The sequence below is a fragment of the Pseudohongiella sp. SYSU M77423 genome (genome assembly GCF_029911965.1).
GTDB lineage: Bacteria > Pseudomonadota > Gammaproteobacteria > Pseudomonadales > Pseudohongiellaceae > Pseudohongiella.
The window spans coordinates 253,454-276,345 of the sequence record NZ_JARYTH010000004.1 but is presented as its reverse complement, the minus strand read 5'-3'; the positions used below and the strand labels follow the sequence as shown (position 1 = coordinate 276,345).

21 protein-coding genes are annotated in these 22,892 nt (G+C 56.3%); 11 read left to right on the top strand and 10 right to left on the bottom strand.

The window, feature by feature from the left end; genetic code table 11:
• Positions 1-74 precede the first annotated feature (74 nt).
• Complete coding sequence (gene ubiA / locus QGM61_RS10835) at positions 75-959, top strand: 4-hydroxybenzoate octaprenyltransferase (RefSeq protein WP_281133069.1); 885 nt, start codon at positions 75-77, stop codon at positions 957-959.
• Here ubiA and QGM61_RS10830 read toward each other — a convergent pair.
• The gene (locus tag QGM61_RS10830; protein ID WP_281132969.1) at positions 956-2,014 is read right to left on the bottom strand and encodes a hypothetical protein; all 1,059 of its coding nucleotides are present in this window, start codon (positions 2,012-2,014) and stop codon (positions 956-958) included. The genes ubiA and QGM61_RS10830 overlap by 4 nt on opposite strands.
• Before the next feature lie 275 nt (positions 2,015-2,289).
• Here QGM61_RS10830 and QGM61_RS10825 point away from each other — a divergent pair, with 275 nt between their 5' ends.
• On the top strand, positions 2,290-3,105 hold the full coding sequence (locus tag QGM61_RS10825; RefSeq protein WP_281132967.1) for a CDP-alcohol phosphatidyltransferase family protein: 816 nt from the start codon (positions 2,290-2,292) through the stop codon (positions 3,103-3,105).
• On the top strand, positions 3,102-4,157 hold the full coding sequence (locus tag QGM61_RS10820) for a lysylphosphatidylglycerol synthase transmembrane domain-containing protein (RefSeq protein WP_281132965.1): 1,056 nt from the start codon (positions 3,102-3,104) through the stop codon (positions 4,155-4,157). Before QGM61_RS10825 ends, QGM61_RS10820 begins: the two co-directional genes overlap by 4 nt.
• Here QGM61_RS10820 and QGM61_RS10815 read toward each other — a convergent pair.
• The 4 genes from QGM61_RS10815 to ribA are packed head-to-tail and all read right to left on the bottom strand — an operon-like array spanning position 4,142 to position 6,948.
• A complete protein-coding gene (locus tag QGM61_RS10815; protein WP_237132601.1) occupies positions 4,142-4,522 on the bottom strand; it encodes a 6-pyruvoyl trahydropterin synthase family protein in 381 nt (126 codons plus the stop codon). The genes QGM61_RS10820 and QGM61_RS10815 overlap by 16 nt on opposite strands.
• 53 nt (positions 4,523-4,575) lie before the next feature.
• Positions 4,576-5,589 carry a zinc-dependent alcohol dehydrogenase gene (locus tag QGM61_RS10810; RefSeq protein WP_281132963.1) on the bottom strand — a complete coding sequence of 338 codons (1,014 nt, stop codon included), beginning with the start codon at positions 5,587-5,589 and terminating at the stop codon, positions 4,576-4,578.
• A complete protein-coding gene (locus QGM61_RS10805; protein WP_281132961.1) occupies positions 5,586-6,320 on the bottom strand; it encodes a RibD family protein in 735 nt (244 codons plus the stop codon). Before QGM61_RS10805 ends, QGM61_RS10810 begins: the two co-directional genes overlap by 4 nt.
• A 4-nt stretch (positions 6,321-6,324) precedes the next feature.
• Positions 6,325-6,948: a GTP cyclohydrolase II gene (gene ribA, locus QGM61_RS10800; protein ID WP_281132960.1), complete on the bottom strand. Its 624-nt coding sequence runs from the start codon at positions 6,946-6,948 to the stop codon at positions 6,325-6,327.
• A gap of 122 nt (positions 6,949-7,070) precedes the next feature.
• Here ribA and QGM61_RS10795 point away from each other — a divergent pair, with 122 nt between their 5' ends.
• Both QGM61_RS10795 and QGM61_RS10790 read left to right on the top strand, forming a co-directional pair.
• Positions 7,071-8,132 (top strand): glycosyltransferase family 4 protein, encoded by a 1,062-nt coding sequence (locus QGM61_RS10795; RefSeq protein WP_281132958.1) that lies wholly within the window; start codon positions 7,071-7,073, stop codon positions 8,130-8,132.
• A complete protein-coding gene (locus QGM61_RS10790; RefSeq protein ID WP_281132956.1) occupies positions 8,132-8,977 on the top strand; it encodes a class I SAM-dependent methyltransferase in 846 nt (281 codons plus the stop codon). Before QGM61_RS10795 ends, QGM61_RS10790 begins: the two co-directional genes overlap by 1 nt.
• Positions 8,978-9,002: 25 nt before the next feature.
• Here QGM61_RS10790 and QGM61_RS10785 read toward each other — a convergent pair whose 3' ends face one another.
• Both QGM61_RS10785 and QGM61_RS10780 read right to left on the bottom strand, forming a co-directional pair.
• Complete coding sequence (locus QGM61_RS10785) at positions 9,003-9,776, bottom strand: FkbM family methyltransferase (RefSeq protein WP_237132595.1); 774 nt, start codon at positions 9,774-9,776, stop codon at positions 9,003-9,005.
• A complete protein-coding gene (locus QGM61_RS10780; protein WP_281132954.1) occupies positions 9,776-11,446 on the bottom strand; it encodes a hypothetical protein in 1,671 nt (556 codons plus the stop codon). The genes QGM61_RS10785 and QGM61_RS10780 overlap by 1 nt, the downstream gene beginning before the upstream one ends.
• Positions 11,447-11,895: 449 nt before the next feature.
• Here QGM61_RS10780 and QGM61_RS10775 point away from each other — a divergent pair, with 449 nt between their 5' ends.
• Together QGM61_RS10775 and mdoH are read left to right on the top strand one after the other, a co-directional pair.
• Positions 11,896-13,506: a glucan biosynthesis protein gene (locus tag QGM61_RS10775; RefSeq protein ID WP_281132952.1), complete on the top strand. Its 1,611-nt coding sequence runs from the start codon at positions 11,896-11,898 to the stop codon at positions 13,504-13,506.
• Positions 13,494-15,611, top strand: a complete 2,118-nt coding sequence (mdoH, locus tag QGM61_RS10770) for a glucans biosynthesis glucosyltransferase MdoH (RefSeq protein WP_281132950.1) — start codon at positions 13,494-13,496, stop codon at positions 15,609-15,611. The genes QGM61_RS10775 and mdoH overlap by 13 nt, the downstream gene beginning before the upstream one ends.
• Before the next feature lie 48 nt (positions 15,612-15,659).
• On the opposite strand, the gene QGM61_RS10765 is transcribed toward mdoH, so the two are convergent.
• Positions 15,660-16,847, bottom strand: coding sequence for an acyl-CoA dehydrogenase (locus tag QGM61_RS10765; protein WP_237132591.1), 1,188 nt, complete (start codon positions 16,845-16,847; stop codon positions 15,660-15,662).
• 135 nt (positions 16,848-16,982) lie between these two features.
• On the opposite strand from QGM61_RS10765, the gene uvrD reads away from it, so the two are divergent.
• Positions 16,983-19,199, top strand: coding sequence for a DNA helicase II (gene uvrD, locus QGM61_RS10760; protein WP_237132590.1), 2,217 nt, complete (start codon positions 16,983-16,985; stop codon positions 19,197-19,199).
• 116 nt (positions 19,200-19,315) lie between these two features.
• A complete protein-coding gene (locus QGM61_RS10755) occupies positions 19,316-20,659 on the top strand; it encodes an L-cystine transporter (RefSeq protein ID WP_237132589.1) in 1,344 nt (447 codons plus the stop codon).
• 77 nt (positions 20,660-20,736) lie between these two features.
• On the opposite strand, the gene QGM61_RS10750 is transcribed toward QGM61_RS10755, so the two are convergent.
• Positions 20,737-21,132 (bottom strand): acyl-CoA thioesterase, encoded by a 396-nt coding sequence (locus QGM61_RS10750; RefSeq protein ID WP_237133405.1) that lies wholly within the window; start codon positions 21,130-21,132, stop codon positions 20,737-20,739.
• Positions 21,133-21,178: 46 nt separating this feature from the next.
• Positions 21,179-21,544 (bottom strand): hypothetical protein, encoded by a 366-nt coding sequence (locus QGM61_RS10745; protein WP_237132588.1) that lies wholly within the window; start codon positions 21,542-21,544, stop codon positions 21,179-21,181.
• A 61-nt stretch (positions 21,545-21,605) separates the two neighbouring features.
• Here QGM61_RS10745 and QGM61_RS10740 point away from each other — a divergent pair, with 61 nt between their 5' ends.
• Positions 21,606-22,097: a DUF4265 domain-containing protein gene (locus tag QGM61_RS10740; protein WP_237132587.1), complete on the top strand. Its 492-nt coding sequence runs from the start codon at positions 21,606-21,608 to the stop codon at positions 22,095-22,097.
• A gap of 21 nt (positions 22,098-22,118) precedes the next feature.
• A complete protein-coding gene (yaaA, locus tag QGM61_RS10735; RefSeq protein WP_281132945.1) occupies positions 22,119-22,892 on the top strand; it encodes a peroxide stress protein YaaA in 774 nt (257 codons plus the stop codon).

Genomic DNA, 22,892 nt, shown 5'->3' with positions numbered 1-22,892 from the left:
CAACAACAGCCGCCGCTGTGAAAGGAGATGTCTCCGTTTTGCTAAAGAATGCCCGACAGTCCGTTTTCCAGTTTATTGACCAGCTCGCGCGCCGCCATGCCCCACGTCTGCACGCACGCTGGCCGGCCTTTGTTCTGCTGACCCGCCTGAATCGTCCGATTGGCACCTACCTGCTGTTATGGCCGACACTTGGCGCCTTGTGGCTGGCCGCCGATGGCTGGCCAGACTGGAAACTGATTATCGTGTTCACGCTGGGCACCTGGATCATGCGTTCGGCTGGCTGCTGCATCAATGATTATGCCGATGCGAATATAGACGGCGACGTATTGCGCACCGAGAACCGGGCGATTGTAACGGGCCAGATCACCCGCAAAGAGGCGCTTTATTGCTTTGTCGGCCTTTGCCTGCTGGCGTTTCTGCTGTTGCTGACGCTCAATTCACTCACCATCATGATGTCCATTGGCGCCGTTGTGCTGACGACCATCTACCCCTTCATGAAGCGTTACACCCACCTGCCGCAGGTCGTACTGGGCATGGCATTTTCCTGGGGCATTCTGATGGCATTCACGGCCCAGACCGGTGAGCTGCCACCACCAACTGCCTGGCTGCTGTACGTTGCCAACTGCCTTTGGACGGTTGCCTACGATACCGAGTACGCCATGGTGGACAGAGAGTACGACCTCAAGATCGGCGTCAAATCGACTGCCATCCTGTTTGGCGACGCCGACCGCGTCATGATCGGCATGCTGCAGGGCATGTTCATGCTGGCGCTGGTTTTGGCCGGCCAGCAGTTTGCGCTGTCCTTCTGGTACTACCTGAGCCTGCTGGTCGCTGCCGCATTACTGGTCTACCAGCACTGGCTGATTCGCGACCGGCAGGCCGATGCCTGTTTCAAGGCCTTCCTGAACAATCACTGGGTCGGGCTGGCCGTGTTTGTTGGGGTGGTGCTGGGTGTTTAATCCCGCGGCATGCTCTGCAGACTGAACACCAGTTCAAATTCGTCGTCGACCAGCCGCAGGGCTCGCAGGGTGCCAAGCAGATTCAGCTCGTCGACCTCGCGTGTCCACACCACCGATCCTGAGACAGCGCCTGTGGCTTGATGATCGCGTTGCCAGCCCTGTTCATCGATCTGCTCAGCAAGATGTTCCAGCAGCTCGTCCAATGGCCAAACAAGGCTGACCTGAATGCGCGATTCAGTGGTATAGGCAGAACCACCAAAGCTTTGCATTGATGGACCACCTGGGCCCTCCGTGGTGGCCTCGGCGGGCAGCTCTATGCGCGGCATATGCTCCTGTATATTGATGGATGGAAAGCCGCCCGGCACGCCGCGTGCCTGCATCTGCGCCTGATACTGCTCACAGCTCTGACCACCCTGCGTGGAAGCAAATGGTCGAAACGGCGTATTCGTTTGAGTAATGTATAGAAGGCTGTCCATGGCACCTGCTGGCGATGCGTTCGAAGCCATACGAAGATTGCGCTCGGCGACTACGAAAGGCGTGTAGGATGTGCGCCCAGCATCCGCGATCCATGTGTCGCCTCTCGAACTGGCCGTCACAACAGCGCCCATATTGCCTATGCGAAGTGTCAGCATGCCGAGATCGTTATGGCAAAGCTGAATCGGCATACCGGGCGGTATTGGCATCTGGGCCACAAACCCACGCTGTTGCGGCGGCATCCGGTGGGGTTGCGTGATCATCAGATAACCGAGCGCTTCCAGCTCGTTTATGAGCTGCGTCCGTTGCGCTATGCCGTCCCCGGTCACCTGCAATACCACACGCTGGGAATTGACCATGTCGACTGAACCCAGCAGCGCTGAATCCGCTGGCAATTCTATCTCCGGAAATTGCTCAGGCAGGCCTTCGAAAAAGCGAATTTCAAACGGCTGATTCTCGCCCAGCAATGCTCTGGCGAGGTCGGCGGGTATGTCACCTTCTATTTCCTGGGAGGCGGCCTGCGTGGTGAACAGCAGGCTGGTGATGGCTGCGAGTAAAGCGTGTCGCGCGGTCCTGTGCATGATTGACGCTCCTTATACTGATCTCATTTTTATTGAGTTTTAATACTATTCTGGATTTGTTCCTTATTTTCAATTACCCATTGGTTGTGGCTTTTGGCATTGCTAACGACCTCAATATACAGACTTTGTATGCGAAAGACGCCAAATTTGGCTGAAACTATCGTTTTTACGTTGGTCTGACCACTGCGTCATTTGGTGGTCCCTTGCAATACCGGCAGCGTATACTGACTACACAAACTGACAAACTGACAAACTGACAAACTGGACGTGCTCTGTTGGCTGCCAACCCGAAAAATTCTGCAACCACCCGTGACTTACCGCAATCTCTGGTACGCCAGCTGCGCTACATTGCCGTCCTGGGTTTTGTGCTGATTGCCTTATGCGCACTCAGCCTGGCATTGCCGCTTTCAAGTGAGCTCGCGCTGATGTGGCTGACGCTTGCTCTGCCAGTCTGGTTTTATGTGTGGCGACAAGGCCAGCAGCGATTGCATTTAAATCACCCGGCAAACAGCGACGTACTTTATGCGTCACTCGGACACGGCAGCTGTGTGACCCTGATACGCGGACTCTTGATCTCTGTGACAGCAGGCTTTCTGATGCCCGCCCTGCTCCTGTCACTACCGACCGCGCTGCTGTACATTCCCGCTGTCGCCTATACCGCAGCCGCCATTGGAGATGCACTGGACGGTGTGCTGGCCCGGCGCCAGCAGCAGGTGTCGAGGCTGGGTGCCGAGCTGGATACCACACTGGATGCGCTGGGCTTGCTGGTCGCGCCAGTGCTGGCGGTGATCACCGGCAAGCTGCATGTCAGCTATCTGCTGGTCAGCATTGCCTATTATCTGTTTGTCTGGGGCCTGCGCTGGCGTCGTCAGCACGGCAAAGCTGTATACCCGCTGCCACCCAGTCAACTGCGCCGCCAACTGGCAGGCTGGCAGATGGGCCTGGTGGCGACCGCGCTGTGGCCGCCGATTCCTGGCGGTGTTACGCAGGTGCTTGGTGTGCTCTTCATGATCCCACTGTTGATTGGTTTCTGGCGTGACTGGCTGGCCGTGAGTGGGCGACGCGGCACCTCAGTTGAGAATGCCTCATGACAAAAGCTCAGTGGCGATATCTGACCGTGCTGCTTTGGGTCCTGGCGCTGACGCTGGCCGGGTATGCATTATGGCAGCTGCCACTGCGTGACATTGGCGACGGGATCAGCAGACTGCGCTGGCGTGACTGGCTGCTGTGGGTATCCATTAATGTTGTCATTCTCTATCTGGCAGTCAAGCGCTGGCAGATTCTGGGCCGTGCGCTTTCGGCACCCATGTGGTTGCCGGACCTGTTTCGTCTACGGCAGGCCGGCAGTGCAGTCAGCTTTATTACACCCGGTCCACACTTTGGTGGCGAGCCCTTGCAGCTCTACTGGCTCAAAACAAGATTCGACTTACCGCTACACAAAGCAGTGGCCATGCTGGGAATGGATCGCTTTGTAGAGATGGGTAGCAATTTTGCCGTGCTGCTCGCCGGTGTATTGGTGCTGCTGGGAACAACGCTTTTGCCCGCCGGAGAATGGCTGCAGATATCTCTGGTACTGGTGTTTGTACTAAGTGGCATGTTGCTGGCCGCGGCAGTGATCATACGACATCCACAATGGCTGGCGGATCGATTCAGACCACTGGCACAGCGCTGGCGTCAGGCTCGCAACAGCGATGATGTTCATCCGACTGCGGATCTTCAGGCGCGGCCCGAAGACCCGCAGGCTCAGACCAGCTCCGGTGGCTGGTCTGCGATGGTGAATTTATTACGCGGCGCTCTCAAAGAGCAACGCCTGAAACTCTGGGTCGCACTGCTGCTATCACTGTTCGGCTGGGCCATGCTGCTGCTGGAGCTTTTTGTGCTGCTGCGAATGCTGGGTGTTCAACCCGACTTTCTAAATCTCGTCATGATCATGGTGGGCATGCGACTTGCCATGCTACTGCCAGTGCCAGGTGGCATTGGTACCATCGAAGCATCGCTGCTTTGGTCATTCAGTCTGCTGGGGCTGCCCATTGCCGCGGCAGCCACACTGATTGCGCTAATACGACTTCGCGACGCCGTGGTACTGATTATCGGTCTGCTGTGCCTGGGCAGCCTGGGTGGTCGCCGTCAGGCAAAGGACTGACGGTACGCGGCCCAGCAGGTTTCGTTTTCCCAGAGTTTAACGGTCAGAACACCTTTGCCCGGCGGCGTTATTTCCGGCATCAGCTTCTCAACCAGTATTCGGCTGAAATGTTCAATACTGGGATTCAGTCCGGCGAACTCCGGTTTGTCATTCAGCATGCTGTCGCGAAAGTAGGTGACAATATCATCGAGTGCCGCTTCAATTTCGACGATGTCCACCAGGTATCCATGCTGATTCAGCGTGTCGCTTTCGATGCGGACTTCGGCGACATAGTGATGTGCGTGCGGACTGTTTTCGGATCCCCAGTCGCCCCCGATCAAGTAATGGTTGGCGATAAAATCACGTGTTACGGCTACGGTATACATAGTAATTCCTGTTGCTGTTAGTTGGCGCGCCTTTAGCTGGCGGGCATTCCTGCTTATGAATCCGGGTACTCGAACAGTGCCTGGACCACACTCAGTTTTTCTTCATCCAATTGCTGATACACAGACCCGGCATCCTGTATCGGCTCGACATGGCTGATCAGTCGCTGCGGGTCGCACTCTCGAATCATCTGCCAGGCCAGTTCGAAACGTCGCTGCTTGTCCCAGCGACCAGTCAGAGCAGGCGCCACCGTGCTGACCTGACTGGTAATCAATTGCAGCCGGTTGCGGTGCGCGGCGCCGCCCAGATTGATGGACGCTTCTTTGTTGCCGTACCAGCTGCCAATCACGATGCGGCTGCTGTAGCCACTGACAGCGACAGCTGTATCCAGTGCAGCGGGCTGCCCACTGACTTCATAGATCAGATCTGCATCACTGATCTGAGCAGCAGCCTCATCCGGGTGCACGACCCGATGCGCACCCAGCTGTTTGGCAAGGGCCTGCCGCTCAGCGCGACCCTCTACAACTATCAACTCAGCCAGTGGATGCTTGGCCAGCAGAGCCGTCAGTAACAGTCCGACAACACCCTGTCCAAGAACAACTACGCGCTCCCCCATCACGGGCGCACCATCGTGAACCAGATTGACGGCGGTTTCGGTGTTGGGCAGAAAAGCGGCAGCCCTGGCCGATATATCGTCGGGCACCAGCTGCAGATTTTGTGTGTCGGTCAGAAAGTGACTGGCGTGAGGCTGAAATGAAAACACCTGGCGCCCTATCCAATCTGCATCTAGCCCGGAACCCACGTTTACAATTTCTCCAACGCAGGCATAACCGTACTGCATTGGATAGCTGGCGTGCTGCTGCAGGGATTCCAGCGTGCTGTCCAGCGCCATATCTGCCGGCAGCTGTCCACGATAGGCCAGCAGCTCGGTGCCAGCGCTGATGGCGGAATACAGTGTCTTGACCAGCACCTGATTTGCCGTGGGTGCTGGCAGACTCACCTTGCGCAGCTCTATCTGTTTTGGCGCAGTGAACCAGAGCTGGGTTGTGCTTGCGATGCCCGCGCTCATGCTGCCTCCGCGCGATACTTCAATTTGCCCCAGACTATCATTTCATCTCCGAGCTGTTCGCTTTGTAGCGGTGTGATATGCGGAAAGTTCACCTTGGCCGGATCAGCCAGTCTGCCTATCGCGTTGTAACCGCCAACAAGCACCGGCGCCACGGTCAATACCACGGCGTCTGCCAGACGCGTGCGCAAAAATGCCGTAATGACAGCAGCACCGCCTTCAACCATCAGCGTTCTGATTCCGCGCTGATAGAGTGCCTGCATGGCTTGTGCAAGATCAACGTGCCCTTCACCGTCACCCGGAGTCACAATCAGATCACAGCCCTCCCGCGCGGCTGCCTCCTGCTGTGTGGTCAGCACCCAGCAACGACGTTTTCCATTACTGCCATTCTGGCAAAGCCTGCTGCTTGGCGGCAGCCTCAGCTGACTGTCGAGCACAATTGGTTGCGGGTCATTGCCGGTCCATTCACGGACATTAAGACGCGGGTTGTCGGCCAGAACGGTGCCGATACCCACCAGGATACCATCGTGCAGACTGCGAAGCTGGTGTGTCATACGCAGCCCTTCAGGGCTGCTCAAGGCGAGCGTTTCGCCAGGCCCGGTCGTGATACTGCCATCCCAGCTCTGCGCATAGCTCAGGGTGACATGCGGGCGCTGTTCAATGCGCCCCGTGCTCTGGTGAAAAGCCTGCTGTGCGTCGACCAACCATTGCTCGAGGCGTTGATTGAAATTCATGAAGTCACTGACTGTTTAGGGAACTCAGTGGCAAAAGATGAGCCATTCGCTGGGCTTTGGTCAACAGGTAATCGAAATTGTCGTTGTTGGCGGGTATCTGCAGCGACACGCGCTCGGCTATGTTAACGCCAGCCGTAGTCAGTGCATCGATCTTGGCGGGGTTATTGGTCATCAATTGCACTGAACGCACTCCCAGATCCTGCAGCATCAAGGCCGCCAGTGAGTAATCGCGTCCATCTGCCACATGACCCAGCATCAGGTTGGCATCAACTGTATCGTACCCCTGATCCTGCAGATTGTAGGCGCGCAGTTTATCTGGCAAACCGATGCCGCGGCCTTCCTGTCGCAGATAGAGAATCACGCCGGTGCCAGCCTCAGCAATCATGGCCATCGCCCGGTCGAGTTGTTCACCACAGTCACATCGCCGCGACCCCAGCACATCACCGGTGAAACACTCAGAGTGGACACGGACCAGCACCGGATCGACCGAAGCCGGATTGCCCATGTAGAGGGCAAGGTGCTCTTTATCGTCCAGGGTGTTGGCGAAGTGACACAATTGAAAGTCGCCGTGGTCGGTAGGAATTCTGGCGCAGACTTTGCGGGTGACGGATAGCGATTGTTTGCTCATGGCACGCTCTTCTAGATTGACTGTTTTGACTGAAACTTGCAGTTTCCGGGTCAGCGCCGTGGTAAGGTGGTCTGACTGTTAATTAGATTACGACTGTTGCATTGGAACGGATCAAATCAGCTGTGAGCACCCTGCCCCTCTACTTTGTTTTCCCTGGAGATCTCGGCACACCCACTGGCGGCTATCACTATGATCGGCGATTGATCAGTGAGCTGCGTACGCTTGGCAAACAGGTCATTCCGATTGCGCTGTCGGACCGCTTTCCGACACCAGATAAAGACGCGCTTGTTGATGCTGAGCAGAAACTTTCGGCTATCCCCGATGGCGCCCAGGTCATGATTGATGGCCTGGCAATGGGCGTCATGGATCAGATTGTCAGTCGCCACGCCAGGCGGCTGAGCCTGATTGCCCTGTGTCATCATCCATTATCACTTGAGGCGGGTCTGAGTGCTGCGCAGCAGGACGCCCTGCATCACTCCGAAAAGCGCTCTCTGCATTGCGCTCGTGCGACAGTTGTCACCAGTCCTCATACCGCAGAAATATTGCGCAATCAGTTCGATCTCGACACAAACAGCATCCTGGTGGCCTGCCCCGGCACTGATCGAAGCGAATTCGCCCCCTGTACTGGTAATCCTCCCCGCCTATTGACGGTTGCCTCACTGACTCGCCGTAAAGCGCATGATGTGCTGATTGAGTCACTCGGCGTACTGAAGGATCTGCCGTGGCAGGCACGTTTCGTCGGCGGCGACCATTTCGACCGGGAGTGGGCCCAGCAATTGAAAGCACAAGTGAACCAAGAGCAGCTGGCCCGGCGTATTGATTTCGTCGGATCAGTGGAAAATCTGCAGCCCGAATATCAGCAGGCTGATCTGTTTGTGCTGCCATCAAGATTTGAGGGCTATGGAATGGTCTTTGCTGAGGCGCTGGCAGCGGGTTTACCGGTCATCGCAGCGCGCGCCGGAGCTGTCCCCGATGTTGTGCCAGCGTCTGCTGGCATTCTGGTACCTGCCGATGACGCAGAGGCGCTTGCCGCCGCCTTGCGCGAGGTGCTTACCGACAGCTCGCGGCGACAGGCCTTACAGCGCGGCGCGAGGCAGGCAGCCCTGGCACTGCCTGGCTGGAGGGACAGCGCAATGCTGGTGCTGAACTTAACTGAAGAGTTGGCAAACAGGAGTGATTACTAATGGCCGGGTTCAGTGTCGACTGGCTCGATTTACGTGAGGCTGCAGACCTGCGTGCGCGTGATGTTGCACTGCTGGCACGTGCCCAGCAGTGGCTGGATCAGTCGTCGTCTGAGCAGTCTCGCGACAGGCAGCAGCCCATGATTGCAGACCTCGGTTCGGGTACCGGATCCACGCTGCGCGCATTCGCCGCAGGCGGTGTTGAAACCGGTCGATATGCCTGGCGTCTGATTGACCACGATGCCGACCTGCTGAGCGTGGCGTCTGAACGTTACGGAGCCGGGCACAGCCTGGAAACCCGGGTGGCAGATCTGGCTCAACCAGAGCATCTCTCCCTCAGCGATATAAATCTGTTAACCGCGTCCGCACTGTTTGACCTTGTGTCCGCTGAGTTTATTGAATCCCTGGTCGCCTCCATTGCCAGCCAGACTCATCCGATCGCCGTTTATACAGCACTGAACTATGACGGCATTACTCGCTGGACGCCGGCTCACAAGCTGGACATGACTGTGTTGCAGGCATTCAACCAGGACCAGCGCCGGGATAAAGGCTTTGGTCCGGCACTCGGCCCACATGCCTCCGCCTGCCTCACTCAGGTGTTGACCGCTGCCGGCTACACTGTGTTATCGGCAAGCAGTCCGTGGCTGCTGCGCGGCAATCATGGGACTGCTGGTGACACTCAACTGATGACCGAGCTGATACATGGCATCGCCAATGCGGTGCAGTCGTCAATTGAGCAGGCAGAACTGCAGGAATGGATAAACTTTCGCCTGGCCAATGTACATACCGGCAGCTGCAGTGTGGGACACATGGATCTGTTGGCGCTTCCGCAGCGCGCGAGTAGGTAGAAGGTAGCCGTGTACAGGTCGGCAATCAGCGAGTGCGCAGCCTGGCGTAAACATCGCCACTGCCCTGGCTAATGTTCTTCAGCTGCTGTCGCATATCGTCAGCCGCAAGCCACTGATCATAGCGTAGTCGATGTGACTCACCAGGTGCCAGGTTGTACTCATAGTTGCCGAGCTCTTCGAGGCGATTAATGCAATCGGTCGCCATCGATATTGCTGCAGGGATGTACTCAAACGACAGGCTGCGAAGCGGGCGCGATAATCCCTGCAGGACCTGCAGCTCAAATCCTTCCACGTCAATTTTGCAGAACACCGGCTCGCCTTTTGCGGCAATCAGCTGGTCCAGCGTGATTACCGGCACCACAAGCTGACGATCCCATTTAACACGCTCGAATGAGGCGTCCTGTTTTACCTGTGTTATCCATTCCTGGGACATGGTTGTCACAGTCGGCGTCTGAGTGCTGATGTGCAGCGTTGCCTCACCTGGCTGCGCACCAATCGCCTGGGCCACGAGATCAATGTCCTCTGCGCTGGCGTAGCGGCTTTGTAGGGTCTGCATCAGCAACGGCTGTGGCTCCACGGCAACGGAGCGTGCACCCAGTGCCTGCCACGCCTTAAGCCGATTGCCAACATGCGCCCCGATGTCGAAACACAGATCGCCCGGTGATATGAACTGCCTGTAGAAGTTTCGCATCCGTGCCTGACGTCCCGGAATGCCGTAGTACATCAGTAAAGATCTTGTCAGCCCCCATCGCTCGCGCAGCCGGGTCGCAAGGGAAGTCGTATTAGCTTGCGTCTGCATTACCTGGCTCCTGTTGCTGTTGATCCGCCAGAGCCCGTTTTTTCCAGAGGCAAACGGGTGCTGGAGAAGGCGTCTACAAATCTATCTCGCAGTTGATCCATACGCCATACCGGCGCGTTCTCGTCCGGCAGCATTCCTGGCTGCCAGCGCCACTGCGATACGGCCTCGAATACGGCCGGATCACGAGCGATCAGATGCACGGGAACATCACGCCCTTCCGGGTCACCTGATACCAGAGGTGCTGGTGGATGATCTCCCAGCAGGAGAATCACGAGATTGTCGTTTCCATAATGCTCTACGTATGAAACTACCGATGCAAGCATGTACTCAATCGAGCGTCGATAGTGATCGCGGATTGATTCAACATTCTGCCAGACTTCCTCTGGTGTCGGACCGGCCTGGGCCTGCTCGTCAAAAATTCGCCCATCGCCAACCTTAGTCCAGGGCACCAGCTGCGCCACCGGAGTCCATGGCGCATGTGAGGAGATCAGTGCGATCTCGGCCATGACAGGCGGGCGTACCTGCTCGCTGAGTTCACGCGCATGGAGTGCCGACAGAACGTACTGATCGGGCATGGTCACCCAATTGAAGGGCAGGCCCTGATAACCAAAATTGTGCGCATCATAAATGTGATCGTAGCCATAGTACTGACCCTCAGGCCAGGCCATGCTGATTGCCGGCATCGCGGCGACGGTTCGCCAGCCTGCGTCTCTGAACAAGCGGTTTAGCGTGGCACGCTCGCTCATGACCAGACTTTTGTAACGAGTCTCGCTGTCGATCCAGGTGCCTGCGAGTGCGGACGCATGCGCCAGCCAGCTAAGGCCACCGACGGTAGGTGCCGTCAGAAATGCGCTCTGCATTTCAAATCCATCGGCACGCAGCACCGTTTCGGATTGCAACAATGCATCACGCATCTGGTCGGCAAACGGCTCTCGTTCAAGCAGCATGCGCCCGTAGGACTCAGCAAAAATCACCAGCACATCTTTACCACGTAAGCGATCAAACAGCTGATCACCGAGACGGTCAGACCACTCATCGACACCGACGGTGGCCGCAAATTCCTGAATGTCCTGCCAGCTTCGCCAGGTATCTTCGGCGTGCAGTCTTAGCTGATGCCAGGCGTAGGCGTCGGTTCGTGGCCGCTCCACCCACCTGAATGTGTCAAGCGCGCACCAGGCAGTCAGCAGCACTAGCAGAGTCACGCCGGACAGCCTGGGTTTTATTCGCAAGGTCTGCTGTATGCGACCAAGCACCAGAAATGCCAGCACACAAAGCAGGGCGACCATCAATGCCAGCAAAATACCGACAGCAACAGCAGCGACGCTTCCCAGCACTCCAGTCAACAAGCGACTGCCATCGGCCAGCAGATGCCCATCAAAAATAAGATTAAACGGCCGGGCGAACATCTCGTGAGTCGCCAGGTCAGCCCCTCTGAGTACCAGACTCAGGCCCAGCAGAACTGACAGCAGGATTCGAAGCACGGTGCCGCTACGCCCGGGAGCAAGCAGGAGTATCCCGATGAGGATCAGCTCCAGCGGAAACATCGTGAAAGCTGCTGGTGATATCCAGTCCAGGCGATTGGGTAGAACCAGTGCGAGGAACAGCACAGCGAACGCCGAGATCGTCATCGCGTAATGAGCAAATGGGGAAGTGCGAAGAGTAAAACGCAAGATCGAATCCGGGCCTGTCGCTAGATAAAAGAGAAGTAAGAGCTCGTGTTGGTATACGCAGTGCAGCCCAGCCTGGACCGATTGCCGACGTCAGACTCAACAATAGCAGGGTTTTCGGAGCGATCGATAGAAAAAATATTTTTGCGCGGGACTTACGCGCGGAACTTCCCGGCTGTATGATGGTCGCAACTATGACTGTGGGTTAAAAGGTACACAATGACTGATCCAGCCACCATGGCTGGGACTGAATTGGTCAAAGGATCGTTGCCGAAAGGTATGCGGTGTGCCCTGCAGTTGTGCATGGATGATGTCGATCAGTACTGATCGATCGCTCCCAGCCCCGGTGTATACGCCTGCCTTCCAAACATCCAATGATCCCGATAGCGATTTAAACAGTATCTACAGTACTGGTCTGTCTTGAGGATTCAGGGAAATTTTGAGGAAAGTAAATGGTTATCAGAAAGTCCCCCGCTTACGCCATATTGACCGCGCTCATTTGTACGGTCGTTCTGGTTTTTGCAGCGCCGGTACTGACGCAGTCACAGCCGTCAGGAGCCACCAGCCCGACCGGCACTGCCGCCAGCACCGCCTCGGCAGAACCAGAGCGTCTTACACATCGATTCAGTCGCCAGTGGCTGCTTGAACACGCACGATCACTGGCTGAGCAGCCTTTCGAACTGCCGGCACTTGATGAGGACAATCCACTTAACGAACTCGACTATGACGAGTATCGACGCATTTCTTTCGATCCGTATGCCGCCATCTGGGCCAGACAGGATCGCAATTTTACGCTGGATCTTTTCCATCCTGGATTCCTGTACACCACGCCCGTCAACATCAATCTGGTGGTAGGCGGTGTCTCGCGGCAGGTGCTCTACACCACCGACATATTCCGGTATGAGGAAGGCATCAGCGACGTACAGAACTTTGACGCTCAGGGTTACTCGGGTTTCCGCGTATATCACCCGATCAATACACTCGATCGCTTCGAGGAGTTCCTGGTTTTCCAGGGTGCCAGCTACTTTCGGGGTACTGCCAAAGACCAGTTCTATGGGCTTTCAGCGCGCGGCATGGCGATCAATACCGCCCGCCCGGAAGGTGAGGAGTTTCCTTATTTCACGGATTTCTGGATAGAAAGGCCGGAGGTGGGTGCTGAGAAGATTGTGATCCACGCTCTGCTCGACAGCCCATCAACCACCGGTGCTTTCCGATTTGATATACGGCCGGGCGATTCGACCGTCATGGACGTAGAGGCCTCTCTCTTCCCCCGTGAGGAAATGACGCACTACGGCATCGCACCGCTGACCTCCATGTTCATGTTTGACGACACCAACCGCAGTCGCTATGACGATTACCGCCGGGCGGTGCATGATTCCGACGGGCTGCAGATCATGATGCAGAACGGCGAGCAGATATGGCGCCCGCTGGCCAACCCGCGGCGCCTGCAGTCTTCATCGTTTGTATCCTCCGCATCGTCCTCTCTCAAAGGCTTTGGATTGATGCAGCGTCACAATCAGTTCGAAGATTTTAACGACAGCGAAGCTCGCTATGACAAGCGCACCTCGCTGTGGATAGAGCCATTGGAAAACTGGGGCGTTGGTGAGGTGGTTCTGGTTGAGATTCCCACACCGCAGGAAGTTCACGACAACATCGTGGCTTACTGGCAGCCCGAAGACAGTCTGCAACCCGGCAACCAGTATGATTACCGGTATCGCATGCACTGGGGCCCGGTTGGCCCGTATGAGCTGGAGGTGGGGCGGATTACCGACACCAGCCGCGGTCAGTCGATAAATGGCGATGACATGGTATTTGTAATCGACTACGCAGGTGGTGACAAGATTCCCAATGTCATCACGGATTCCGACGCCGTCGAGATACGTGTCACGAATAGCGCCGGTACCCTGATCGACACAAGTGGTACGCTGGTCCAGGCGACGGGTCAGTATCGCGCCTTTATCAGGATCGACCCGGGCCGTGCCGATCTGATGGAATTACGCGTGACTCTGCACGTCAATGATAAACAGTGGGGCGAAACCTGGATATATAGATGGACTCAATAAGGGAAATTGTTGGCGCCACACCCCAGCCGGCGCCGCTGGACATGCCAGCGCAGAATCTGAAGGTTGCTCCGCAGGTTCAATTTCGCTGGCAGTCCCTGGCAACCTTTCTGGCCAGGCTGATTACGTTTCCTGGAGCGTTGGCGCTAACCGCCTACGCTGGCTACCAGATGTATCTGATTATCTCGGTCAGTGATGTCACCCGACTGCAGTGGTTGTTACTGGTCCTGTACCTGCTGACCTTTGGCTGGATCGCATTGGCTGCTACCAGCGCCATCGCAGGCCTGTTTTTCGGTCATCCCAAGGCCGCCGCCAGTTCAGGCGCCCAGCCGCGTGGCAAGACCGCTTTGCTGATGCCAGTCTACAACGAAGATCCTGCCGCCACCTGCTCCGCATTACTGGCCATGGCTGAAGCATTGATCACCAGACAGCAACAACACTGGTTTGAGATTTTCATTATTTCTGATTCCACCGACCCGGATGTGTGGGTCAAGGAAACGGCTGCGGTGGACATGCTGCGCGAGCGCCTTCAAGGGCGCATTTCGGTCTGGTACCGGCGCCGCTACATGAACACAGCGCGCAAGGCCGGTAATGTGCAGGATTTTGTGACCCGCTGGGGGGCTCGGTACGACTATATGATCGTGCTTGACGCAGACAGCCTGATTGCAGCCGACACCCTGACTTTCATGGTCAGGGAAATGGATGCGGATCCTGGCTGTGGGATTTTGCAGACCTTGCCACGACTCTATGCCGGCAAGACGCTGTTCGCCCGTCTGCAGCAATTTGCTGGCACGCTGTACGGACCCGTCGTCGCGCATGGTATGACCGCCTGGCAGGGTGATGACGGTAATTACTGGGGCCACAATGCCATTATTCGTGTCTCTGCCTTCGCCAGTGCGGCAGGACTGCCCGTCATGTCCGGGCCACGACCATTTGGTGGTCATATCATGTCACACGATTTCGTGGAGGCAGCGCTGATTCGCCGGGCGGGCTGGTCAGTTCGCATGATGCCGGCACAGACAGGTTCCTGGGAGGAAAGCCCTCCTACCCTGCTGGATTCTGCGGTGCGGGACAGACGCTGGGCTCAGGGCAATATTCAGCATCTCGGCGTGATCCCTACACGAGGCATGCGCTGGCCCAATCGAATGCACATGTTGATCGGCGTGATGAGCTATATCGCATCGCCGCTATGGCTGGCCATGATGACGGTGGGCCTATTGATCAGTGCACAGATTGCAACCCAGGGCTTTGAATACTTCACTGACGACTTTCAGCTATTCCCCCACTGGCCAGTATTTGACTCACAGCGCATGATCATGCTGTTTGTGTTCACCATGTCGGTGCTGCTGTTACCCAAGTTACTGGGATACCTGGCTGGCCTGTTCCGGCGCGATGTTCGCAGTGCCATGGGGCCCATCCGGCTGACACTGAGTGCGGCACTTGAGCTGTTCTTTTCGATACTTTTTGCGCCCATATTTATGATGATTCACAGCCGCCAGGTCTGGGAAATAATTCGTGGCAAGGATTCGGGCTGGTCAACTCAGCAGCGCGATACCCATGGCACCGACTGGGGCCTGCTGTTCAAGCACCACTGGTTTCACACCCTGGTCGGCATTAGCGTGCTGGCAGGCCTGGTGTTGCTGCAAAACCCGCTACTTTACTGGATGCTGCCAATTATTACTGGCCTGGTACTGTCGATCCCTCTGTCAGCGCTCAGCGGCAGCAAAAGCTTTGCGCGAATGCTGGCCTGGCTGGGCCTGCTGCGGATTCCTGAAGAGGTGTCCTCTGCGCCGGAGATTAACGACCGTGATCGCTACCGCGAAGAGTTCCAGGTTGTCGTGGATGCCGTGGACGTTCCGCTGCTGTTAACGGACAGCGAAAAGGCGTCCCGCCATTTCAATCTGGCCGGAGAGCGCCCGGTCAAACGCCGCGGAGATCCGGACATGGATGCAGCCGGCGCCAGGCTCAAACTCAGTGATGCTGCGGATGTATCGGAGGTTCTGGCTTGGATGAATCGCCGGGAAAAAATGGCGCTGCTTAACGACACTGCGTTATTCGGTCTGCTGGCAAAGCTGGCTCAGCAAGGCAGCAATGAGGGTGTTGCTTAGTGAGCCCGGAGGGATTCAGCAGGCCAAATCCCTCCGACTCATTCAAGCTTAGAAGAACGCCTGGATGCCTGTCTGGGCGCGACCCAGAATCAGGGCGTGGATATCCTGAGTGCCTTCGTAGGTGTTGACCACTTCCAGGTTCTGCATGTGGCGCATGACCGGATATTCATCAGAGATACCATTGCCGCCCAGCATGTCGCGCGCTTCTCGTGCCACGTCCAGCGCCTTCAGACATGAATTGCGCTTAAGCAGAGAAATCAGCGGAATACCCAGTTTGCCTTCGTCCTTCAGACGAGTGGCCTGCAGGCAGCCCAGCAGTGCCAGCGAAATCTCCGTCTGCATTACAGCCAGCTTTTTCTGGATCAGCTGATTGGCAGCCAATGGTCGACCGAACTGCTTGCGATCCATGACGTAGTCATGAGCCGCGTGCCAGCAGGTCTCTGCAGCACCCAGGGCACCCCAGGCGATACCCAGACGCGCAGAGTTCAGACAGCTGAACGGACCTTTCAGGCCTTCAACGTGAGGCAGCATGTTCTCTTCCGGCACAAACACTTCGTCCATGACGATTTCACCGGTGATGGACGCACGCAGCGCCAGCTTGCCTTCAATCTTGGGTGCTGACAGGCCGGCCATGCCCTTGTCCAGGATGAAACCCTTGATCACGCCATCATCATTCTTGGCCCAGACGATGAACACATCGGCGATGGGGGAGTTGGAAATCCAGTTTTTGGCGCCACTGAGTTTGTAGCCACCCTCGACTGTGCGGGCGCGAGTCACCATGCCACCCGGATCGGATCCGTGGTCCGGCTCGGTCAGACCAAAACAGCCGATGAACTCGCCGCTTGCCAGTTTGGGCAGATACTTCTGCTTCTGCTCTTCGCTGCCGAAAGCGTGGATCGGGTGCATGACCAGCGAGGACTGTACGCTGAACATTGAGCGGTAGCCTGAGTCGACGCGCTCCACTTCACGAGCCACCAGACCATAGCTCACATAGTTGGTGCCGGTGCAACCGTAGCCGTCCAGTGCTGGGCCCAGCAGGCCCAGTGCGCCCATCTCGCGGAAAATTTCAGGATCAGTCTGCTCATTGCGATACGCGTCACGCACCCTCGGCAGCAGTTTTTCCTGACAGTACTGACGCGCGGTATCACGAATCATGCGCTCTTCTTCGGTCAGCATCTGTTCCAGCAAAAACGGATCTTTCCAGTCAAACGGTGCGTTGTCTGATTTTGCAGACATAATCTACTCCTGATTCAGCTAGCTAAATGGGTGTCTTTTATCGAGCAAAGGATCGGTATTTTATCAGCAAGGCGTAGTGGGCAAAAGGATAAATATCACAGCCATGCTTTAATCAGGCTGCTACAATAAGCGGTTATGGACGTATCCCACTTACTAGATTCCTTGAACGACGAGCAACGCCGGGCTGTCTCTGCGCCCCCTGGCAGTATGCTGGTACTGGCTGGCGCCGGCAGCGGCAAGACCCGCGTGCTGGTCCATCGCATCGCCTGGCTGATGCAGGTGGAGGGCGTATCGCCTTTTGGCATTCTCGCCGTTACATTTACCAACAAGGCCGCCCGCGAAATGCGCAGCCGTATCGAAGAGCTGTTGGAGCGCCCGATCGGCGGCATGTGGGTCGGCACTTTCCATGGCCTGGCGCACCGGCTGCTGCGCCAACACTGGCGTGAAGCCAATCTGCCTGAGAACTTCCAGATCCTGGACAGTGATGACCAGCTTCGGCTGATAAAGCGTCTGAGCAAGGCGCTGGGCATTAACGAGGACAAATGGCCCCCGCGCCAGGTGCAGTGGTACATCAACGCGCAGAAAGACGAAGGTCTGCGCGCCGCCAACATAGAACACTATGGTGACGAGTTCACCCGCACCATGCTCACGGTTTATACCGCCTATGAAGAGGCCTGTCAGCGCGGAGGCATGGTGGACTTTGCTGAAATCCTGCTTCGCGCCCACGAGCTGTGGCTGAACAATCCCGGCCTGCTGGACCACTATCAGCGCCGCTTCAGCCATATTCTGGTCGATGAGTTCCAGGACACTAACGCCGTGCAGTACGCCTGGCTGCGAGTGCTGGCCGGCGGCAATAATCACCTGATGGTGGTTGGCGACGATGATCAGTCGATTTACGGCTGGCGCGGTGCCCGCATCGAAAACATCCAGCAGTTCAACAAGGATTTTACCGGCGCTGACATCATCCGGCTGGAGCGCAACTACCGCTCGACTTCCACCATCCTCAAGGCAGCCAACCACCTGATTGCCAACAACCAGGGCCGGCTGGGCAAAGAGCTGTGGACGGAGGACCGCGAAGGCGAAGCCATTTCGCTTTACGAGGCGTTTAACGAGCAGGACGAAGCCAGATTCATTGTGGATCGGCTGCAGGACTGGCTGAACACCGGACATCGCCTCAGTGATGCAGCAGTCCTGTACCGCTCCAACGCCCAGTCCCGCGAGCTGGAAGAAGCCCTGCTGCGGGTATCCATGCCCTATCGCATCTATGGCGGCCAGCGCTTTTACGACCGGCTGGAAATCCGCAACGCGCTGGCCTATCTGCGCCTGACGGTTAATCGTCATGACGATACTGCCATGGAGCGTGTCATCAATGTACCGACGCGCGGCATTGGTGCGCGTACGCTGGACAGCCTGCGGGAACTGGCGCGCAATGACGGGTCGTCCCTGTGGCAGGCCTGTCAGCGCAGTCTCGACCATAAACTGTTGCCTGCTCGTGCGGCGGCAGCCGTGCAGGCATTCATGCGTTTGATTGATGACATGGATGAAAACTGTCATCCGCTGGAACTGGGCGAAAAAGTCGCTCATGTCATCAAGCAGAGCGGCCTGATTGAACATCACCAGAAAGAAGGCGGTGATAAAGCCCAGGGTCGACTGGAAAACCTGGACGAACTGATCAGTGCCACACGCAGTTTTGCCGAAGACTGGCAGGCGCAGAGTTCCGGCCTCGACGAGAGTGATGACCCACTGGCGCTGACCAGCGACGTACTTGCCTCGTTCCTGGATCAGGCGGCGCTGGACGCTGGCGAGGCGCAGGCTTCAGAATCAGACGATGCCGTGCAGATGATGACTCTGCACAGCGCTAAAGGCCTGGAGTTCCCGCTGGTGTTTCTCGCCGGTATGGAAGAAGGCCTGTTCCCGCACAAAATGTCGATGGAAAACCTGACCGGCGTGGAGGAAGAACGCCGGCTCTGCTACGTCGGCATCACCCGCGCCATGGAAAAGCTGTATCTGACCTGCGCTGAATCGCGGCGAATGCACGGGGATGTCAACATCTGCCGGCCATCCCGGTTTATCCGCGAATTGCCGCAGGAGTTGATTGAGCCGGTACGGATGAAAACCACCATCCAGCGCCCGGCAGTCGCGCCACGGGCCTCATCGAGCAGTCTTTACGGCGGTGCCGCGGTGCCTCAGACCAACATCACCCTGGGCCAGCGTGTGCGTCACGGCAAGTTTGGCGAAGGCGTGGTCCTGAATTACGAGGGCAGTGGCAATAATGCACGCGTCCAGGTGAATTTCACCGAAGTAGGCAGCAAGTGGCTGGTACTTGCCTACGCGCGTCTTGAACCTATTTGATGATGGCAACGCACTCAGTTGCCTTCGTCTCTGGCAAAATGTTTGCTAGGGCAGTAGCTTACGCGCTATAAGAGTGGAACAAAAACAAGTGGGACAATAATAACGGGAGATCCTCCATGTCCATGTTAAACGTGCTCGGTATCATCATCTTCGTGGCCCTGCTGTACGCCCTGTACAAACTGCGCCGACCCGATACCAGTCTTGCCAAACAGGTCTTCATAGCGCTTGCCATGGGTGTGGTGTTTGGTCTGTTCCTGCAGATCATTCATGGCGGCAATATCGATGAAATCCGTCCCACACTCACCTGGACGGATCTGCCTGGCGATATATATGTCGCATTGCTGCGCATGATTATTATCCCGCTGGTGCTTGTCACCATGATTGCGGCAGTGGTGCGTCTGCATGAGGTAGCCGCACTGGGTAAAATTGGCGGTTCAGTCATTGGTATTCTGGTCTTCACCACGATGATTGCCGCGATTGTCGGTATCGTGGTCACCAACCTGTTCGGACTGACCGCTGAGGGCATGGTCGGTGGTGCGCGCGAGGCGGCGCGGGTGGAATTCCTGGAGTCACGGGCCCCCATGGTGGAAGGCCTGACTTTCGCCCAGGTCATCGTCAATTTCATCCCTACCAACATCTTCCGTGACCTGACCGAAGCACGCAGTACATCCATTATTGCCGTAGTTATCTTCGGCATGCTGTTTGGTCTGGCGGCACTTCTGGTCAGCCGCGAGAAGCCCGAATACAGCGATCGCATCAAGGGTGGTACGGAAACCATTCAGGCCATTGTGATGCGTCTGGTGAAGATGATCATGGGTCTGACACCTTATGGCATCCTGTCGCTGGTGACCTATGTGGTAGCGGGCTCCAATGGCAGCGACATCCTGAATCTGATTGGTTTTGTTGTGGCGTCTTACATTGCACTGGGCATCATGTTCGGCGTGCATGGATTGCTGCTCAGCCTGACGGGTAATAATCCTGCCGAGTTCTACCGCAAGATCTGGCCGGTGCTGACCTTTGCATTCGCCACGCGCAGTTCCGCAGCTACCATTCCGTTGAATATCCGCACGCAGGTAGATGAGCTGAAGGTACCACCGTCGATTGCCAGTCTGTCCGCATCGTTTGGCGCCACCATTGGCCAGAATGGCTGTGCCGGCATCTACCCGGCCATGCTTGCTGTGATGGCCGCTCCGACGGTCGGCATCAACCCGATGGACATTGGCTTTATTCTGTCACTGATCGGCATTATCACTATCAGTTCGTTTGGTGTCGCCGGTGTTGGTGGCGGTGCAACATTTGCCGCACTGATCGTGTTGCCAGCCATGGGTCTGCCGGTTGAGCTTGCCGCACTGCTGATTTCAATTGAACCGCTGATAGATATGGGCCGCACTGCACTGAATGTCAGTGGCGCCATGACCAGCGGTAAAATCACCAGCACATTTATCAAGGAAGGCGTTTAAGCCTACGGTAAAGGCGACGGGGGACCCAAAGGGCCTGAAGGATTTACGAAGGTAAATACCTCTGGGCCCTTTACCAACTACTGGTTGGGCGGCGTAATGCGGCGTGTGCGCCCGTTGTCATCGATGGCCACAAAAATGAACAATCCCTCTGCCACCTTGCGCTGTGCTTCCTGAGTCAGCGAGTTCGATATCCACACTTCAATGTTGATGTGCATCGAGCTACGGCCAATCTCCAGCACCTCGGCATAACAGCTGACCACCGAACCGACGCTGACAGGCGCCAGAAACTCCACATTTTTGATCGCAACCGTAGCAGATCGGCCACGGGTCACCTGTTTGGTGGCAATCCCCGCGGCAAGGTCCATCTGCGAGACCAGCCAGCCACCGAATATGTCGCCATTGGCGTTGGTATCCCTCGGCATGGCCAGGGTCTGCAGGGCAAGTTCCCCTGCCGGAACGGGATCTTTATCCATATCGTCGTCGATCAGGCCCACGTTGTACTCCTGTTATTGGTTTTGTTCAGGGCCCTCTAAACCAGGCCATCAGCAGCTGAAAACTGACTACCAGCAAGGCCAGACTGATTATTAGCATGAACCAGGCAAGCAAATGAAAAAGGAACCTGGCCAGTTTGCGGCGTATTTTGCCTGTCCAGCCCAGATTTTGATAGTCATTCAGGGGAACATTGGTAAATACAGTTATCGTCGAGGCACAGAGCAGCAGCCAGAGTGTCAGGACAATGATCGGTATCAGCCACTGATCCTGCACCGGCATCGGAGCCCATACCAGCACCCAGGCGCATACTGCCAACATCGCGGCCAGCGCCACAAAGGCGGGGCCTTTAAACCAGCGACTGCGCTGTACGATCCTTTCAAACAGTACCAGCATGGTAGCTCACGCGTTACAATGGCGTTTTTGTTCAGACATATTTCAGGTACCAGGGCATAACATGAGCCAGACGCAACAGCTCCCGGTAATCGCAGGCTATAACGATAATAATGACCCTGTGGTGGAACAGGTCTCAGCTATTGCTGTCGAGGGACACCCCGATCAGTTCCGGCTGGAGAAGTCGCCTGTTTTCGTTCGCGGACTCGCTTCCGGTGATCTAATCCGTTATCCGGCCGATAACACCGGTGGATACGAATTACTTGAACACAGCGGTAATCTGAGTATCCGTGTTTTCAGTAAGCATAACATAGCGGAGCTGGATCAGGCCCTGACACCTGAGATTGAGCTCATTGATGGTACCCGCGACGTCTGCAGTCCGGGCGTGCTGATTTACAGTGTGCATGTGTCGATTGGCTTCAAGAAGATTGAAGAAGTCATTACAGCCGTGCTGAAGCGCTTTCCGGAAAGTGTCTGGTACTATGGCAATGTTTACGACCCTGAGGATGGCCAGACGCCACTGAACTGGTGGCAGGATCTCGCCAGCTCAGTGTAGTGGTCGCAATAGAGGCTTTATATGTTATTGGTTTTATCACCAGCAAAATCTCTCGATTTTGAGTCAACCACACCTAAACTGACGGTGACTCAACCCGAGTTTCTGGATGCGTCGGCCAAACTGGTGAAAACGCTGCGCAAGTATTCACCTGATGATCTGTCAAAATTGATGCACATCAGCCCAAAGCTGGGCGAACTGAATTTTCAGCGCAATCTTAACTGGCAACTTCCGTTTAACGAAGACAACGCACGACCGGCCATTTTCGCCTTCACGGGTGATGTGTACATTGGGCTGGACGTACAGTCACTCAACAAACGCGATCTGACATTCGCGCAGAATCATGTCCGTATCCTGTCAGGTCTTTACGGCCTGCTCCGGCCGCTTGATCTGATGCAGCCTTATCGTCTGGAAATGGGTACCGCGCTCAAGCATGGAAAATTCGAGTCTTTGTATCAATTCTGGGGTGACACGCTGACAGAGCACCTGAACTCTCTTCTGGCCGAACAGAAAAACCCGTTCCTGCTCAATCTGGCCTCGAATGAATACTTTAAGTCGGTCAGCCCCAAAAAGCTGTGCGCTCCTGTTGTCGGCCCGGTTTTTAAAGATTACAAAAATGGTCAGTACAAAATAATCAGCTTCTACGCCAAGAAGGCTCGCGGCATGATGGCTTCATGGGTAATAAAAAATCGGGTACGGAGCAGGTCAGCGCTACTGGACTTTGATGTGGCAGGTTACCGATACAGTGAAAAGGACTCCAGTGAAAAGTCACCCGTCTTTTTGAGAAAGCAGGCCTGA

What these genes read in the sequence shown, in the direction of transcription:
- QGM61_RS10830 (WP_281132969.1), bottom strand. Translation starts at nt 2,014, where the DNA reads ATGCACAGGACCGCGCGACACGCTTTACTCGCAGCCATCACCAGCCTG.
- QGM61_RS10820 (WP_281132965.1), top strand. Translation starts at nt 3,102, where the DNA reads ATGACAAAAGCTCAGTGGCGATATCTGACCGTGCTGCTTTGGGTCCTG.
- QGM61_RS10815 (WP_237132601.1), bottom strand. Translation starts at nt 4,522, where the DNA reads ATGTATACCGTAGCCGTAACACGTGATTTTATCGCCAACCATTACTTG.
- QGM61_RS10810 (WP_281132963.1), bottom strand. Translation starts at nt 5,589, where the DNA reads ATGAGCGCGGGCATCGCAAGCACAACCCAGCTCTGGTTCACTGCGCCA.
- QGM61_RS10805 (WP_281132961.1), bottom strand. Translation starts at nt 6,320, where the DNA reads ATGAATTTCAATCAACGCCTCGAGCAATGGTTGGTCGACGCACAGCAG.
- ribA (WP_281132960.1), bottom strand. Translation starts at nt 6,948, where the DNA reads ATGAGCAAACAATCGCTATCCGTCACCCGCAAAGTCTGCGCCAGAATT.
- QGM61_RS10790 (WP_281132956.1), top strand. Translation starts at nt 8,132, where the DNA reads ATGGCCGGGTTCAGTGTCGACTGGCTCGATTTACGTGAGGCTGCAGAC.
- QGM61_RS10785 (WP_237132595.1), bottom strand. Translation starts at nt 9,776, where the DNA reads ATGCAGACGCAAGCTAATACGACTTCCCTTGCGACCCGGCTGCGCGAG.
- QGM61_RS10775 (WP_281132952.1), top strand. Translation starts at nt 11,896, where the DNA reads ATGGTTATCAGAAAGTCCCCCGCTTACGCCATATTGACCGCGCTCATT.
- mdoH (WP_281132950.1), top strand. Translation starts at nt 13,494, where the DNA reads ATGGACTCAATAAGGGAAATTGTTGGCGCCACACCCCAGCCGGCGCCG.
- QGM61_RS10765 (WP_237132591.1), bottom strand. Translation starts at nt 16,847, where the DNA reads ATGTCTGCAAAATCAGACAACGCACCGTTTGACTGGAAAGATCCGTTT.
- uvrD (WP_237132590.1), top strand. Translation starts at nt 16,983, where the DNA reads ATGGACGTATCCCACTTACTAGATTCCTTGAACGACGAGCAACGCCGG.
- QGM61_RS10755 (WP_237132589.1), top strand. Translation starts at nt 19,316, where the DNA reads ATGTCCATGTTAAACGTGCTCGGTATCATCATCTTCGTGGCCCTGCTG.
- QGM61_RS10750 (WP_237133405.1), bottom strand. Translation starts at nt 21,132, where the DNA reads ATGGATAAAGATCCCGTTCCGGCAGGGGAACTTGCCCTGCAGACCCTG.
- QGM61_RS10745 (WP_237132588.1), bottom strand. Translation starts at nt 21,544, where the DNA reads ATGCTGGTACTGTTTGAAAGGATCGTACAGCGCAGTCGCTGGTTTAAA.
- QGM61_RS10740 (WP_237132587.1), top strand. Translation starts at nt 21,606, where the DNA reads ATGAGCCAGACGCAACAGCTCCCGGTAATCGCAGGCTATAACGATAAT.
- yaaA (WP_281132945.1), top strand. Translation starts at nt 22,119, where the DNA reads ATGTTATTGGTTTTATCACCAGCAAAATCTCTCGATTTTGAGTCAACC.